General features: G+C 67.1%; 17 protein-coding genes and 1 tRNA gene. 7 read left to right on the top strand and 11 right to left on the bottom strand.

Going from position 1 to position 15120, the window contains the following annotated elements; translation table 11 throughout:
* The first annotated feature begins 68 nt into the window (after positions 1-68).
* Both VHL31_RS20930 and VHL31_RS20925 read left to right on the top strand, forming a co-directional pair.
* A complete protein-coding gene (locus tag VHL31_RS20930) occupies positions 69-794 on the top strand; it encodes a phasin family protein (RefSeq protein ID WP_329663177.1) in 726 nt (241 codons plus the stop codon).
* Between the two features lie 86 nt (positions 795-880).
* On the top strand, positions 881-1216 hold the full coding sequence (locus VHL31_RS20925) for a tRNA-binding protein (protein WP_329663176.1): 336 nt from the start codon (positions 881-883) through the stop codon (positions 1214-1216).
* A 9-nt stretch (positions 1217-1225) separates the two neighbouring features.
* Here the strand turns inward: VHL31_RS20925 and VHL31_RS20920 are convergent, their stop codons facing one another.
* From VHL31_RS20920 to trxA, 10 genes are all read right to left on the bottom strand, one after another.
* Positions 1226-2200, bottom strand: a complete 975-nt coding sequence (locus tag VHL31_RS20920) for a M23 family metallopeptidase (protein ID WP_329663175.1) — start codon at positions 2198-2200, stop codon at positions 1226-1228.
* Positions 2197-2751, bottom strand: coding sequence for a 16S rRNA (guanine(966)-N(2))-methyltransferase RsmD (rsmD, locus tag VHL31_RS20915; protein WP_329663174.1), 555 nt, complete (start codon positions 2749-2751; stop codon positions 2197-2199). The genes VHL31_RS20920 and rsmD overlap by 4 nt, the downstream gene beginning before the upstream one ends.
* Entirely contained in the window at positions 2748-3512 is a 765-nt protein-coding gene (locus VHL31_RS20910) for a pseudouridine synthase (RefSeq protein WP_329663173.1), read from the bottom strand. The genes rsmD and VHL31_RS20910 overlap by 4 nt, the downstream gene beginning before the upstream one ends.
* The gene (locus VHL31_RS20905) at positions 3509-4243 is read right to left on the bottom strand and encodes a gamma-glutamyl-gamma-aminobutyrate hydrolase family protein (protein ID WP_329663172.1); all 735 of its coding nucleotides are present in this window, start codon (positions 4241-4243) and stop codon (positions 3509-3511) included. The genes VHL31_RS20910 and VHL31_RS20905 overlap by 4 nt, the downstream gene beginning before the upstream one ends.
* A 13-nt stretch (positions 4244-4256) precedes the next feature.
* On the bottom strand, positions 4257-5069 hold the full coding sequence (locus tag VHL31_RS20900) for a glutathione S-transferase family protein (protein ID WP_329663171.1): 813 nt from the start codon (positions 5067-5069) through the stop codon (positions 4257-4259).
* Positions 5066-6205 carry an MFS transporter gene (locus VHL31_RS20895; protein ID WP_329663209.1) on the bottom strand — a complete coding sequence of 380 codons (1140 nt, stop codon included), beginning with the start codon at positions 6203-6205 and terminating at the stop codon, positions 5066-5068. Before VHL31_RS20895 ends, VHL31_RS20900 begins: the two co-directional genes overlap by 4 nt.
* 62 nt (positions 6206-6267) lie before the next feature.
* On the bottom strand, positions 6268-6630 hold the full coding sequence (locus VHL31_RS20890; RefSeq protein WP_329663170.1) for a DUF971 domain-containing protein: 363 nt from the start codon (positions 6628-6630) through the stop codon (positions 6268-6270).
* Entirely contained in the window at positions 6627-6875 is a 249-nt protein-coding gene (locus tag VHL31_RS20885; protein ID WP_329663169.1) for a Trm112 family protein, read from the bottom strand. Before VHL31_RS20885 ends, VHL31_RS20890 begins: the two co-directional genes overlap by 4 nt.
* 28 nt (positions 6876-6903) lie before the next feature.
* Positions 6904-7554 carry an LON peptidase substrate-binding domain-containing protein gene (locus tag VHL31_RS20880; protein WP_329663168.1) on the bottom strand — a complete coding sequence of 217 codons (651 nt, stop codon included), beginning with the start codon at positions 7552-7554 and terminating at the stop codon, positions 6904-6906.
* Positions 7554-8489, bottom strand: coding sequence for a thioredoxin (gene trxA / locus VHL31_RS20875; protein WP_329663167.1), 936 nt, complete (start codon positions 8487-8489; stop codon positions 7554-7556). Before trxA ends, VHL31_RS20880 begins: the two co-directional genes overlap by 1 nt.
* A 165-nt stretch (positions 8490-8654) precedes the next feature.
* Here trxA and VHL31_RS20870 point away from each other — a divergent pair.
* The 4 genes from VHL31_RS20870 to VHL31_RS20855 all read left to right on the top strand — a co-directional run bounded on the left by VHL31_RS20870 (position 8655) and on the right by VHL31_RS20855 (position 11750).
* Positions 8655-8729, top strand: a tRNA-Gly gene (locus VHL31_RS20870).
* Positions 8730-8863: 134 nt separating this feature from the next.
* Positions 8864-9541 (top strand): DUF2161 domain-containing phosphodiesterase, encoded by a 678-nt coding sequence (locus tag VHL31_RS20865; RefSeq protein WP_349262510.1) that lies wholly within the window; start codon positions 8864-8866, stop codon positions 9539-9541.
* 92 nt (positions 9542-9633) lie between these two features.
* Positions 9634-10113, top strand: a complete 480-nt coding sequence (locus tag VHL31_RS20860) for a CHASE4 domain-containing protein (protein ID WP_329663166.1) — start codon at positions 9634-9636, stop codon at positions 10111-10113.
* Positions 10114-10211: 98 nt separating this feature from the next.
* Entirely contained in the window at positions 10212-11750 is a 1539-nt protein-coding gene (locus VHL31_RS20855) for a putative bifunctional diguanylate cyclase/phosphodiesterase (RefSeq protein ID WP_329663165.1), read from the top strand.
* A 380-nt stretch (positions 11751-12130) separates the two neighbouring features.
* Here VHL31_RS20855 and VHL31_RS20850 read toward each other — a convergent pair whose 3' ends face one another.
* A complete protein-coding gene (locus VHL31_RS20850; protein WP_329663164.1) occupies positions 12131-13927 on the bottom strand; it encodes a class I poly(R)-hydroxyalkanoic acid synthase in 1797 nt (598 codons plus the stop codon).
* Between the two features lie 116 nt (positions 13928-14043).
* Between VHL31_RS20850 and VHL31_RS20845 the strand changes: the two genes are divergently transcribed.
* Entirely contained in the window at positions 14044-15090 is a 1047-nt protein-coding gene (locus VHL31_RS20845) for a hypothetical protein (RefSeq protein WP_329663163.1), read from the top strand.
* Positions 15091-15120: the final 30 nt, after the last annotated feature.

Below are 15120 nucleotides of genomic sequence, written 5' to 3'. Positions count from 1 at the left end.
CTTGACGTAGAGACGCTGTAGCGCGACATCGGCACGACGATGAAGCGCTTTTTGCGGAAGGTGAAGTGATGAGCGAGATCAGCCCTCCGAAGGCGACCAAGGGTGCCGACAAGGCGGCCCCCGGTGTCGAGGCTGCGGTGCTGAAGACGCTGGCGGCGCCGGCTGAAGCCCCAAAGGCTGCCGCCGATGCAGCGCAGGCCGCGGCGCCCGCCGCTACCCCTGCCGCCACCGCCACTGCCACCGCTGAGAAGGCCGGCCGCCCGATGATGGACGCATTCGACCAGTTCACGAAGGCGCAGGCCGAGTTCGCCCAGAAGATGGGCTTCGACCCCAAGACCTTCGCGTTCAGCCCGGCCAAGTTCGGCTTCGATCCGAGCAAGTTCAGCTTTGATCCGGCCAAGCTCGGCTTCGACCCGAAGGCCTTTGGCGGCAACATGCCGAAGTTCGACCTGCTGTTCGCGCAGCAGCAGAAGAACATGGAGACCTTCTTCAAGGCCCAGGCCGCGCTCGTGGACGGTGTCCAGACCGTCTACCAGCGCCAGGTCACCCTGTTCCAGCAGACCATGTCGGAGGCGACCAGCCTCATGCAATCGCTGCTGGCGGAGCGTGACGGCAAGGCCGGCATGGAAAAGCAGGTCGATGCGTCCAAGAAGGCGTTCGAGAAGATCATCTCGGAGGCCAAGGAGCTGGGCGACGTCGTCTCGAAGTCGCAGGGCGAGGCCTTCCGCCTGCTCAACGACCGCGCGGTCGAGCAGATCGAAGAGATGAAGGCTGCCTACGAAAAGGCTGCTTGACCCTCCTTCCTTCCTGATCGAACTGCTGAACGGCGGCCGGCCAACCGGCCGCCGTTCTTTGTTGGCGGTCTAGGAAAGGCACGCGGGTGACGGTCGAGTTCGACGACTTCCTGAAGATCGACATCCGCGTCGGCACGATCGTCGGGTGCGAGCCCAACGAGGCGGCACGCAAGCCGTCCTACAAGCTGCGCGTCGATTTCGGCCCGGAAATCGGCACCAAGACAAGCTCGGCACAGCTGGTCGACCTCTACCAGCCGGAAGATCTGGTCGGGCGGCAGGTGGCGGCCGTGGTCAATTTCAAGCCGCGCCAGATCGCCAGGGTCGTGTCCGAGGTCCTGGTGCTGGGTTTTCCGGACGCGGAAGGACGGGTTGTGCTGGCGGCGGTGGAGCGGGCGGTGCCCAATGGCGGGCGCCTCTACTGAGCCGGCCGGCTAGGGCAGCACCTCGAAGCCCTGCACCTGGACATAGGTCTTGCCGTTCCGCGTGACGGCCGCCCTGGCTTTCCAGCTCCCAGGCAGCCAGCCTTCGGGCGGGCGCTTCCTGCCGGCAAACCGCATCGTCCTGGCCTGGTCCCGCTCCTGGATCTCCTGGCGGTCCGCTACGACCTGACCGTCCGGCGACACCAGCGACAGTTCGATCCGGTCGTTCTCGCGAAGCGCATAGGCGCCCATGAACACGACAAGGGCAGGCGAGCCGGCCGAGAGCCGGGCCGCCGCCGCGTCGCCTTCCCATACGGCCTCGCCGCTCACCGGGCCATCCGCCACCCCCAGGACAGGCATGGCCAAGGGCTGGTAGGTGAGCGCTGCTGCGAGTTCCGGTCGCCACAACGGCGATCCGGCCGCGCTGCAGGCATCGGCGAGCCCCGTTCCATGGAAGGGATCCAGCTCGTTGCCGTCCCGGCGGACGGTGAGGTGGAGGTGGGGGAAACTAGTCATGCCGGACAGGCCTACCAGGCCCAGCCGATCGCCCGCGGCCACGCTGTCGCCCGGACGTACGGCGATGCTGCCCTTGCGCATGTGGCAGTACTGGGTCTCCCAGCCTTCGTCGTGCTGGAGGACGACGCCATTGCCGCAGTCGATCCCCTTCACCGCTTCCAGGCCGCCCTCCTCGACGGTCACGTCCGGCACGCCATCGCGTACCGCCTTCACCACGCCCGGCGCGGAGGCCACCACCTCGACGCCGGCACGCATGGCCGCCTCGTCACGCAGGCCGATATCGGTGCCGTCATGCCCGTCATAGGTCATCGGGCCGCAGAAGCTGTCGGCAATGCCTGGACCTCTGTCGTGGTCCACGTAGTGGATGATCCAGCAATCCGTCCCGGGGGTGCAGGCGACGGGGAAGCCTAGCTCGAAGGCACTCGCGGGCAGGGGCGCGAGCAGGCAGAGGGCGAGGAGCCGACGGATCATCCAGGGGCTGCACCCGGCTCGTAGAACGCGAACTTGGCGGCTCCATAGCGGCGCAGGTCGGAAAGGTGCAGCCCCTCGATCTCCGGCGGATCCTCCTTGCGCCCGATCTCGGCCACGATCAGGGCGCCCACGGCAAGCCAGTCGCCCGCCATCAGCCGCTCGATCGTCGGCCGGACCAGTTCCTTGCCATAGGGCGGGTCGAGCAGGACCAGGTTGAACTGCCGGTCCGAGGCGCCGAGCTTCGTGGCGTCCGAGCGGATCACCCGCGTCCGGCCCGATTCCTTGCAGGTGGCAATATTCTTGCGCACGAGCGCGATGGCGGCGGGATCGTTGTCCACGAAGGTCGCCTCGGCGGCACCTCGGGACAGCGCCTCCAGCCCCAGCGCACCGGTGCCGCAGAACAGGTCGAGGACGGCCGCGTCCAGGATCGCCTGGCGGGAGGTCAGGATGCTGAACAGGGCCTCGCGCGCGCGGTCGGCCGTGGGCCGAACATCGTCGCCCTCGAAGGTCTCGAGCCTGCGGCCGCGATGGGTTCCGGCAATGATCCTCATGCGCGGCGGTTCGGATCGCGGCGGACCGCCTTGGGGGCGGCTGCGCCCATCTGTTCTCGAACGACCTTCGGATTCACTTCGTCGACCTCGCCTCTGGGCAACTGGCCCAGCTGAAATGGCCCGTAGGCGATCCGGATCAATCGGCTCACGGGGTGGCCGATATACTCCATCACCCTTCGGACTTCACGGTTCTTGCCTTCCTTCAACGCCACCATCACCCAGGCATTGTCGCCCTGGCTACGGTCGACGGTGACCTGGATCGGGCCATAGGTGATCCCGTCGACGGTGATGCCCGCCAACAGCCGGGCCAGCTGCTCGGGCTCGGGCAGGCGATGGACCCGAGCGCGATAGCGGCGCGTCCACCCGGTCGAAGGAAGCTCCAGCTTGCGCTTCAGCTCGCCGTCATTGGTGAGGAGCAGCAATCCTTCCGAGCCGATGTCAAGCCGGCCCACCGGGACCAGCCTGGGCAGGTCGGGCGGCAGCCGGTCGTAGATGGTGGGCCTGCCCTCCGGGTCGCGCGCCGCGGTCAGCACGCCCCTCGGCTTGTGGTAACGGAACAGCCGGGTCGGCTCGGCGACCGGCAGCGGCTTACCGTCCACCACAATCCACGATTCGGGGCCGACATCGAAGGCCGGCGACTGGAGCACCTTGCCATCCACCGACACCCGGCCCTCGGCAATCAGCCGCTCGGCATCCCGCCTGGAGCAGACGCCGGCCCTGGCGATACGCTTGGCGACCCGCTCGCGGCCCGCCTTCTTCATGGCCTGTGCTCGCGCGCGGCCGCCACGAATGCCTGGAAGATCGCCCGGTCGCCTTCGGAGATGGCGTATTCAGGGTGCCACTGGACACCCAGCAGGAAGCGCCGGCCCGGGTCCTCGATCGCCTCGATCACCCCGTCGGCCGCCCGGCCCGTCACGGCCAGGCCCGGTGCTGGCCGGTCCACCGCCTGATGGTGCGCACTGTTCACCGGCAGCATGCCGGCACCCGTGATGTCGTGCAGGAGGCTGCCGGGCTCCACGACGACGTCGTGGCCAGGCTCCGTCCGCGGGTTCGGCTGCTCGTGGGCAAGGGCGTCCTGCACGCTGTCGGGGATGTGCTGGATCAGCGTGCCGCCCATGACGACATTCAGCAATTGCTGGCCGCCGCAGATGCCCAGGATCGGCAGGTCGCGCGCCAGCGCTTCCCGGGTGATCGCCCACTCGAAGCGGGTGCGCCGGTCCTTGGTCGTGACCGTCGCATGCTTCTCCGTGGCACCATACAGGGAGGGATCCACATCGAATGCGCCACCGGTGACGATCAGCCCGTCCAGCGAGTCGGCATAGGACGCCGCAAGCTCCGGCTCATGGGGAAGCGCCACGGGCAGGCCGCCGGCCGCGGTCACCGCCTCGAAATAGTTCTGGCGCAGCGCGTACCAGGGCAGCTTCGACCAGCCGCCCGCCGGCTCGGCGTCAAGGGTAAGCCCGATCATGGGCCGTCGTGGAACATTCGTCATGCAGGCTTTCCGGTCAGGCGCCGACGGGGGTATGGACCGGGTTCGCCTCGGCATGCAAGGAGGCGCGCTCCAGGCCCAGATCCATCTGCTCGCAAAAGCGCCGCAGGTTCGGGAAGTCGTCGGCGATCCGGCGCAGCTCCGTTTCCATCGGGACGAGCAGGATGTTGGACAGGAAGCCGAACGCGACGGCGTCGATCGTCGAGGTCTGCTCGCCCATGAAGAAGCGCCGGCTGCCCAGCATGATCGAGGCGGCGGCCAGATCCTCCCTGGCCATGGCATAGATCTCGCGAGCGCTGTGCCGGGCATGACCCTGCTCGCGCAGCCTGCTCGTGATCTTGCGGCGCAGGAGGGGCCCCACGACCCGGTCGAAGGGAGCCGGGAAGGTCGCCGAGACGACCTTGGTCATCGAGAGCCAGCCTTCGGGGTCGACCCAGCGGGCATAGACCAGCGCATGGTATAGGTGATCCTCGAAGGTCCGCTGCAGGGTCAGGCTCTCGGCGAGCTGCCTCGCGTTCAGCCAAGCGTCAGGGTCGATCAGCCGGCTGCGCTTGAGATGCTCGATGATCAGGCCGCTGTCGCCGACGCGGCGGCCCCGGTCGATGATGTAGGGCAGCTTCCCCTTCGGCGAGAAGGACGGGTTGCGCTGGAAGCGGACCGTGTAGGGGACCCGCGCCAGGCGCAGCCAGGTCTCCAGCTTCAAGGTGAACGGGCTGAAGTTGCGGCCCCAGACCGGCGGGAACTGGACGAGGATGACGGGCGACGTGGCCGGGCTCTCCGCGCCCTGCACCTCGGTCAGATAGCCCTCCTGCCTCACCTCGTCCGTCATCGAAACCGCCTGCTCGGGCCGGCCATCCATCCGATGGCGATCGCACCAGGTAGTGCCACGGCCGCGAGCACAGCGTAGGCAGGGCCGAATGTGCCCGCAAGCGAGGCTATCGCCGCGAACAGAAGAGGTCCGCTCATGATCCCCGTATAGGTGAACAACTGTGCGCCGCCCGTGGCCGCCGCCGCCTCCTCGGGACGGACGATCCGCACGATTTCGGCGAAGAACACGCCGTTCCAGGCCAGCGACGTGGCACCGAAGAAGGTGGCCAGGGCGACCATCGCAGAAAGCGGCCATGCCGGTGCGAGACCAGCCGTCAGAAATCCGGCTGCCGACCCCAGGATGCCGATCAGGCAGAGCGTGCCGCCGGCCGAGCCGGAGAGATCGGAGACCTTGCCCCAAAGCGGCCGCGCCACCGCGCCGGCGATCTGCGAGCAGGCGAACACGCGACCCGCCGTCACGAGGTCGAGTTGCCCGCTCAGGACGAGATGGGCGGTGAGGAAGGTGGCCAGGCAGAGCTGCAGGGCACCCAACGCGCAGGAGCCGATCGCCAGGACCAGCAGCGATCGATGGGTCCGCAGCAGCTGAATGCCGCCGGCCGAGCGGACGCCCGCCGGCTGCCGCTCCAGTTGCAGGCTCCTCCTGGCGCTGGCGATGAACGGGAACACCGCCAGAACGCAGGCGACCGCAATGCCGAAGAGCGTCGCCTGCCAACCGATCAGGTGGGCGACCGGTGGAGCCAGGAAGCCGCCCACGGCGCTGCCCAGCGGGATCCCGGTCTGCTTGACGGAGAATACCCAGCCGCGCCGCTCCGGCGGGGTGACGCGGACCAGCAGGGCGGAGGCGGTGGGATTGACGAGACCGTAGCCGAAGCCGGCCAGCATCACGGCGGGGGCCAGCATGGTCATCCAGCCGCTCGAGAGGAGGGCGATGCCGATGCCGATGATCAGCAGGGAACCGAGGCTGCCGGCGAATGCCCCGACGGCCCGGGCGATCCGGCCGGCCGCGGCCGAACCAAGGATGGCGCCGCCGAACAGGGTCGCCGTGTAGAGGCCGGCCAGCACCGGGTCGAGGTCGAGGTCGCGCGCAATTTCGGTTGCCAGCACCGGCACCGTGAAGATGGCGATGGCCGCCAGGATCTGGACGATGAAGGTCTGCCAGAGAACGGCTCTGGCAAGGCCGGGCTCGACTGCTGGCGTGCTCAGCGGGCCAGCCTGCGGGCCGCCAGCGCTTCCAGATAGGCCGGCCAGAGCCGGTCATGCTCGCGGCCCAGCCTGTAGAGGGTCGGCCAGGCATAGATGCCGGTCGTATGGCCGTCGGAGAAGATGATGCGGACGGCATAGTTGCCGACCGGGTCGACGCCGGTGATGGTCACGTCGCGCTTGCCGGCCACGATGACCTTCTGGCTGGGCCCGTGACCCTGCACCTCTGCGGACGGACTTTCGACCCGCAGATATTCCGCCGGCAGAAAGAAGCTGGCGCCATCGTCGAAGTCGATCTCCAGCGCACGTGCGCCAGGCGTGATCCTGATCTGACGTGGCCAGGAATCGGGTTTGGCGTTCACGGGCGCAACTCGGCGGGGATCGGCGGATAGGGATCCTCGTCGATCCGGCGTGCCTCGTCGACCAGCATGATCGGGATGCCGTCGCGGATGGGAAAGGCCAGGCCGGCCTTGTCGCTGACCAGCTCATTGGTCGCCCGCTCGTAGCGCAGCGGGGTCTTGGTCAACGGACAGACCAGAATCGCCAGCAGGTGGGGATCGACCGGGGCGCCCTGCGGCGGTGAGGGAGGAACCTGCGAGAGGGGCATCTTGAACTCGGACGGAGGCGATGGACGATCAATGCATCTGCGTGGGCGTGCCGCCGGGTGTGGTCAGCGCATCCATCCGCATCAGCGCGGTGAGGATGTCGGTCTGCCGGTCGAGGTTTTCCGCTTCCAGCAGCGCCTGTTTCTCGGAGGGCTCGAACGGGCAGATCATCGCGAGCGACGTGACCAGGCCGGACATGGGCGCCTGCTCGATGCCTGACCACTCGGCGGCCAGCTCATGGGCATCCAGGAACTGCTTGAGCGCGTCCAGGAGTGCCGCCCGCAGTTCGATCGCCGGCTCGGACGGCTCCAGGTCGCCCAGCCAACGGCGAAAGTCGGCATGGATCTGCCGGTAGAGCGTCCCACAGTCCAGCTCCTGGACGATGTCGAACCGGCACACGCCGGTCAGAGCGATCTGGAACCGGCCGTCGTCGGTTTCCTCGAAATGGGTGATCCGGCCGGCACAGCCGACATCGTAGACCTTGGGGGAACGCTCATTCTCCTGCTCGGGCCGCGGCTGCACCATCCCGATGATCTTGTGGGTCTGCATCGCGTCCCGGACCATTGCCAGGTAGCGCGGCTCGAAGATGTTGAGCGGCAGGTTGCCGCCCGGCAGCAGCAGGGCACCCGCGAGCGGGAAGATCGGGAAATGGACCGGCAGGCTCTCGACCGAGGTGCCCATCAGGAGAACAGTACCGAGCTCAGCTGACGACGGCCCTTAAGCGTGGCCGGATGCTTGGCGCCCAGGGCATCGAAGAATTTCACGAGCTGCTTGCGTGCCCGATCGTCCTCCCAGCTCCGCTCACGCCGGATGATGTCGAGCAGCTCGTTCATGGCCGCTTCGACCTGGCCGCGCAGGAACATGAGGGTCGCGAGCTTGCAGCGCGCGTCGAAGTCGGTGGGATCCGCCTGCACGCGGGCCATCAGCGACATGGGATCGCCCAGATCGCCAGATTCCTTGGCCAGCGCCAGGGCGGCCTTGGCACCCGTGATCTCCGCGTTGTTGGCGAGCGTGGCGGGGGCCTGCGCCAGCACCTGCTCGGCGCTCTCGATGTCGCCGAGCGCCACCAGCGAGCGTGCCATGCCGCCCAGCGCTGCAGGATTCTCGGCCTCCAGTTGCAGCACCTCGCCATAGATGGCGGCGGCACCCTGAACATCGCCCGCTTCGGCCATGGCCTTGGCCTCGGCCATGGCCGCTTCGATCTCATCGGGACCGCCCGCACCACCGGCCCCGCTGGCCATCTTCAGGAGCTGGTCCACCAGCGCCTTGATCTGGCTTTCCGGCTGGGCACCCTGGAAGCCGGTGACCGGCTGGCCGTTGACGAACGCATAGACCGTCGGGACCGACTGGATCCGGAACTGCTGCGCGATCTCCGGATTCTTGTCGATGTCGATCTTGACGAGCCTGATCTTGCCACGCGCATTCTTCACCACCTTCTCGAGGAGAGGGGTGAGCTGCTTGCACGGGCCGCACCAGGTAGCCCAGAAGTCGACCAGGACCGGGACCTTGGACTGGATCACGTCCCTGGAGAAGGTCTCCAGACTGCCGTCGACGATCCAGCCGTCGCCGTTCGCCTGTGCCGGAGCCGGAGCCGTGCCGGTACCGAACAACGCCATGACGCCTCACCAGGGAAGAAGATGTACAGATCGGCAGAGCCCCCTCCGCCGTACGTTTACCGAAGATGGCGGCGGCATCATGCCGATACAAGAGCCCTGCAGCTTGCCGAGCAGGGGGCTTGCGGCCCCCTAGTTTTTTGTCTAATCACCCGGCCACCCAAGGACGCGGGCGTAGCTCAGGGGTAGAGCACAACCTTGCCAAGGTTGGGGTCGAGGGTTCGAATCCCTTCGCCCGCTCCATCATCTTCTTTCACCGATAAAGTCTGCAAGCGAACGTGCACCCCAAAGGGTGCTGACGGCTTCATGCTGTCTGATCGTTGTCCGTGCTTGCCTGCTGGAAAGGTGGCGGAGGTGAGGCCCGATCGGAGGCAATCCTGGAGACCTCGCTCTACCGGCCGGTCAAGCAGTTCCTCGAAGGGCTCGGCTTCACGGTCAAGGGCGAGATCGGCGGCTGTGACCTGGTCGCGATCAAGGGTGAAGATCCGCCGGTCGTCGTGATCGGCGAGCTCAAGCTCAGCTTCAACCTGGAACTCGTCCTGCAGGGTGTGGACCGAGCTGTGGCCGGCGACGAGATCTGGCTGGCCGCCCGCCTGTCCGTGCGCGGCCGGGGACGGGAAGCCGACCGGCGCTTCCGCCAGCTCTGTCGCCGTCTCGGGTTCGGCATGCTCGGGATCGGCCTGGATGGATCGGTCCACCTTCTCGTTGATCCCGCTGCCGCGTTCCCGCGCAAGGATCCAAAAAGGCGATCCCGGCTGGTCGAGGAGCATCGCCGCCGTCGGGGTGATCCGATGGCCGGCGGGGTTAGCAGGGGGCCGGTGATGACCGCTTACCGCCAGCGCGCGCTCACCTGCGCAGCCGCCCTGGCGGAAGGACCGGGGCGTCTCCGTGACCTCAAAGCTACGGTCTCGGATGCATCCGCGATCCTGCGCCGGAACGTCTATGGCTGGTTCCTGCGTGTCGGCCGTGGCGTCTACGGCTTGAGCGAAGTCGGGCAGGCTGCCCTGCTGGGCGCCTCGTCTCCTGCGGACAGGGAGCGATCGCCCCGCGCCTGAGCTGCCGAACGGTCCTGCAGCCGGTAACGTTATCTTTACGTGACGGAGCCAGACTGGCGCGGATGCGCAGGTAGGGTGGTGGGCAGCTGGTCATGGTGGCGGACAAGGTCTCGGACAACAGATTTGCATCGACGAATGCCTGGCCTGCCGCCTGTCAGTTGCTGGCAATGCTCGTATGCACCTGCCTTGCCGTCTTCGGCGGCCTGGCCATCATTGCGCAGGCCGACGACCAGGGGGACCTCCGGGATTCGCAGTCCCTTCTGCGTACCGCCATCGACGTCAGCGAGGGAGAATTGGCTCGCAACGCCCGCGACTACGCGAACTGGGGCGAACTCTACGAGAACAGCCAGAACCCTCCGAACTCGCAGTGGCTGGCGGACAATCTCGGCCTGAGCGTCAGCCAGAACCTTGCGATCGACGCCCAGTATCTGCTGATGCCGGATGACAGGCTCGGCTTCGCGTTCGTGAATGGCAAGCTCATGGCGCCGGGCAGCCCGATCGATCTTGACAGCGGTCTGGAACAGCTCTTGACCAGGCGAGGCAAAGCCCCTCGATACCATCGCAGGCGGTAAGCGGTCTGCTGCGCGCGTCCGGCCAGATCGCGCTGACCGCCGCAGCCGCGGTCACGTCGGGCGCAGGAACGTCCATTCCTGCGGATGGCCGTCCGGCGGTGATCCTGTTCGTCCGCTATCTCACGCCGCAGGCGCTGGACGGGATCGGTCAGAACTACCTGATCGACGACCTTGTCCTTGCCGCCGGTGCGGCACCGACCGACAACATGGTGCCGCTCACGGCGGTCGACGGCACGGTGCTGGGCCTGCTCACCTGGCGGCAGGAGAGGGATGGCTGGCAGATCGTATCGGCCGCCATGCCGCTCCTGGTGGCCGCGCTGCTGGTGGCAACCGGCTGCTGCTTCCTCATCCTGCGCAAGGCGTACCGCAAGGGGATCGCGCTGCTCCAGCATCACGCGATGCACGACATGCTGACCGGCATGCCCAACCGTGTGTTCGTCCAGCGCGAACTGGAGCGCGCGCTCTCGCGCAGCCAGCCCGGGCGTGCGACCGTCCTGCTTTGCCTGGACCTGGACCGGTTCAAGGAGGTTAACGACAGCTGGGGGCATGATGCCGGTGACGAGCTCCTCCGCCAGGCGGCCGGCCGCCTGCTGCGGGCAGTTCGCGGATCCGACATCGTCGGCCGGACCGGCGGAGACGAGTTCGCCGTCCTGCTGGGCAGGATCGACGACATCGTCGAGGTGGAAGCCATCTGTCGTCGGCTCCTGACCACCATGGCATCGGCCTTCGACGTGCATGGGCACACCGTGCATATCGGCCTGTCGATCGGCGGGGCGATCGCACCCGCCGACGGCACGACACCCAGCCAGCTATTGAAGAATGCTGACATCGCTCTCTACAGGGCCAAGGCCGAAGGCCGCGGGACGTTCTGCTTCTTCGCGCCCGAGATGGACGAGAGGCTGCAGGCTCGCAAGCAACTGGAGCATGAACTGCGCTGCGCCATCGAGCAGGAGGCCATCGGCGTCCAGTTCCAGCCGCAGGTCGACATCGAGACGGGAATGGTGACAGGTGTCGAGGCGCTGGCGCGATGGGACCATCCCCTCAGAGGCCCGATATCTCCCAGCGAGTTCATTCCGCTGGCTGAACAGTCCGGGCTGATCGACGCGATCGGGCGGACCGTCCTGTTCACGGCGTGCCGCCATGTCGCCAGATGGCCGGACATCACGGTCGCGGTGAACCTGTCGGCTGTCCAGTTCAGGCGTCCGGGGCTGGCCATCATGGTCGAGGAAGCGTTGTCCAGCGCCCGTCTGCCGCCCGAGCGGCTCGAGCTGGAGATCACCGAGAGCACGCTGCTGGACGATGCCGACGGCGCTCTGGATGTGATTCGGCGCCTGAAGAAGCTGGGCGTGCGGATCGCGATGGATGATTTCGGGACTGGCTATTCCAGCCTTTACATTCTGCAGCGCTACCCGTTTGACCGGATCAAGATCGACCGGTCGTTCATCGCCCGCGTCACCCAGGACCCTGGTTCCGAAGCGATCGTGAAGGCGGTGATCGCGCTCGGGCAGGGGCTGGCTGTCACCGCCGAAGGGGTGAGGCGCCGGAACAGGTGGCGCTGCTCGCTCGCGAGGGCTGCAAGTCCGCCCAGGGCTTCATCTATTCACGGGCGATCGACGGTAAGGAACTCGATGCCTTGATCCATACCCGACTGGGCCCGGCCCGGCCGCGCTTGGTCGGCCGACCCGTTGGCGCGTAGCAACTCCTTGGAGCTGGGTCTGGAGAAGTGAGGTGCCGGCCGCACCTCGGCTTGATGATGCGCCCGGCCACGCAGCTCTTTGCGACGCTTCTGCCGAGGGAGCGGAAAGCATCTGGTCCCACGAAGCGCAAGACGGCCCCAACGTCTCGGCCCATGCCGGCCCGCCCGTTCCCCGGCCGGACCCGCTTCTTGATCCACTGCCGGATGGAGGAACAGTCCAACGCCTTCCCGAACCCGATGGGCCTCGCGTGGCGGCGAGGTCGGCTCGACATGCGATCGAGCCAACCCATGTGGAGCCGGGGCAAGCTGCCGATCCTCCGGTTACTCCGACCGCGCCTTGACGTAGCTGCCTGGCGCTTCCTCGATCGGCGCAAGCCCGCCTGTGCCGGGGATCCGTGCTGCCACGCGCGGGCCGGACCTGGCGGCGTTCCAGGTGGACCAGTCGTCCCACCAGCTGCCGGGGCGGTGTTCGGCGCCTGCAAGCCACTCTTCGGCATCGGCCGGAAGCTTGTCGTTCACCCAGTGGCTGTACTTGCCGGCATTCGGCGGATTCACCACGCCTGCGATGTGCCCCGAGCCGGCCAGCACAAAGCGCTTGGGGCCCTTGTAGATCTGCGTTGCGGCATAGGTGCTCTTCCATGGCGCGATATGATCCTCGCGCGTGCTCACCATGTAGACCGGCAGCTTGAGCCGACGCAGGTCGATGGGCACGCCGCACAGCGAGATCCCGCCGGGCTCCACCAGCTTGTTCTCGTGGTAGAACTTGCGCAGGTAGAAGCTGTGCATGGCGGCCGGCATGCGCGTGCTGTCGCTGTTCCAGTAAAGCAGATCGAACGGAAACGGCTCCTTGCCCAGGAGGTAGTTGTTCACCACGAACGACCAGATCAGGTCGTTGGCCCGGAGCATGTTGAAGGTCGCCGCCATCTCCGAGCCTTCGAGATAGCCGGTCTTGGCCATCTGGGCCTCGATGGCCTTGAGCTGTTCCTCGTCGATGAACACGCCCAGTTCGCCGGGCTCCGAGAAGTCCACCAGGGTCGTGAAGAAGGTGACCGCCTTGATCCGGCTGTCCTTTCTGGTCGCCATGTAGGCGAGGGTAGCCGCCATCAGCGTGCCGCCCAGGCAGTAGCCGATGGCGTTGACTTCCTCTTCACCCGTGGCCTGGGTGATCGCGTCGAGCGGAGCCAGGATTCCCTCCTGCATATAGTCCTCGAACCCCTTGTGCGCGAGCGTCGCATCGGGGTTGACCCAGGAGACCACGAAGGTGGTGAAGCCCTGGTCGCAGGCATAGCGGATGAAGCTGTTCTTGGCCTGCAGGTCGAGGATGTAGAACTTGTTGATCCATGGCGGAACGATCAGGAGCGGCCGCTTGTATTGCTGGGGAGTGGTCGGATCGTACTGAATGAGCTGCATCAGCTCGTTCTGGTAGATGATCTTTCCCTTCGAGGTCGCGATGTTCTTGCCGATCACGAAGGCGTCCAGGTCGGTCATCCTAATCGACAGCCGGCCTTTGCCCCGCTCCAGGTCCTCCAGCATGTGAGCTAGGCCCTTCAGCAGGTTCTCGCCCTTGGATTCGACGGTCTCCCGCAAGACCTGGGGATTGGTCGCGACGAAATTGGACGGTGCGAGCGCATCGACGAACTGGCGGGTATAGAAGGCGAGCTTGGACTGGGTCTTCTCGTCCAGTCCTTCCGTGTCGGCGACGGTCTTGAGCAGGAACCGGGACGTCAGGAGGTAGGACTGCTTGATGAAGTCGAACAGCGGGTTCTCTTCCCAGGCCGCGTCCCTGAAGCGGCGGTCGGCACGGTCCGGCACGACCACCGGGTCATTGTCGCCGCCCAGCATGCGCGACGTGGTGGCGTTCCAAAGGCGCAGATAGTCCTGCCAGAGCGAGAACTGCGCGCTCATCACCTCAGCAGGACTGGCCCAGAGCCTGGTGCCCAGCGCCATCATGGCGTTGCCCAGCCCGACCGGGTCCATGCTCGGCTGATGGGACCGATCGAGCAGGTTCTGACGCTCCAGGAAGCCCTGGACCAGCGTCTGGCTGCGCTGGTTGATCTCGCTCAGGATGGCGGCGATGTGTTCTTCATCGCTCACAGCCGTCTTCGCTTCGTCGCTCATGCCGGATTCGACCTTTGCACCTTTGCCTCCACCGCCAAGCCTCGTGTAGACGAGTGCGCCCGCGCCTGCCAACGCTGCCGCGCTGGAATCGGGTCCCCACTCGCCAAGAGCGTCACATGTCGGTCAGCCCCATCGAACGCGATGCCTCGACCATCCCGGCACCGATGGCGTCGAGCCTGGCGGCGGCTGTCGTCCTGTTCCTGCTCGGTGCCTGCGCCTCACCGCCCATGGATCAGCCGGACGACCCGGTCGACCGGCTGATCGCCGAGGACGCCGCCAAGGCCGCCGCGGCACAGCCTTCCGAGAACAACTATCCTGACCTGCGCGACGTGCCGCCGCGTCCGACCCTTGGCTACACCGTGGAGCAGCGGCGCCGGATCCAGCAGGGTCTGGTCGCCGACATGGAATATGCGCAACGCACCTCCGACCTCGTCCGTACGACCGATGGCGCCACACCCCCGCCGCCGCCCTCCTCGCCGGCCGTCGTGCCGGGCGAGCCACCGGCCGCCGAGGCCGCCACCGCGCCGGTGCGGCCACCATCGAAGGTTGTGCTCATCGAGCGACGTGACACCAGCGGCGACTTCTCTTCCTTCCTGAACGACGTGGTAGGTCTGGAGACGGAGGTGGATTCGGCCCAGGGGCAGGTGAGGGTGGCACCAGGCACCGGGCAGACGCCGACTCCCGGGCCGGCCCTGACCGATGGCCTGACCGGGGGCGACGTGGTCGAGGCTATCGGCGGCACGCCGGCGCCTGACACCGAGCCCGGCTTCTTCAGCGCCATGGCCGGCGTGTTCGGTGGTGCGACGGACGAGACCGTGGTGGTGACGCCCGACCAGGCGGGCGATGGTGCCGCGCAACTTGCCGGCGAAGCCCTTCCCGCCGGCCGGCGCTGGACGTTCCCGCTCGATCCCGCCGCCACGGCACCCAGCGATGACGCCCTGGCATCGATGCTGGCCGAGGTCACCGCACCGGGAGCGTTGCGCGACCGGCGTCTTGCCGTGGCGGCCCACGCAGCCAGTTCCCTGGTGGCGAGCGAGCGCGTCCGTGCCGTCGTGGCCGACCTCGTCGACCATGGCGTGGCGAGGGAGGCCATCGAAGCCCGGTCGGACCCGCAGGGGCCGGACGATGCGGTCGTCGTATCGGTCTTGCCTACCAGCGGTTGACGAACGCATGTCGCGGCCGGGCCGTTCGTG

The sequence above is a fragment of the Geminicoccus sp. genome, assembly GCF_036263595.1.
Classification (GTDB): domain Bacteria; phylum Pseudomonadota; class Alphaproteobacteria; order Geminicoccales; family Geminicoccaceae; genus Geminicoccus.
This window is presented reverse-complemented; position numbering and strand designations above follow the sequence as displayed.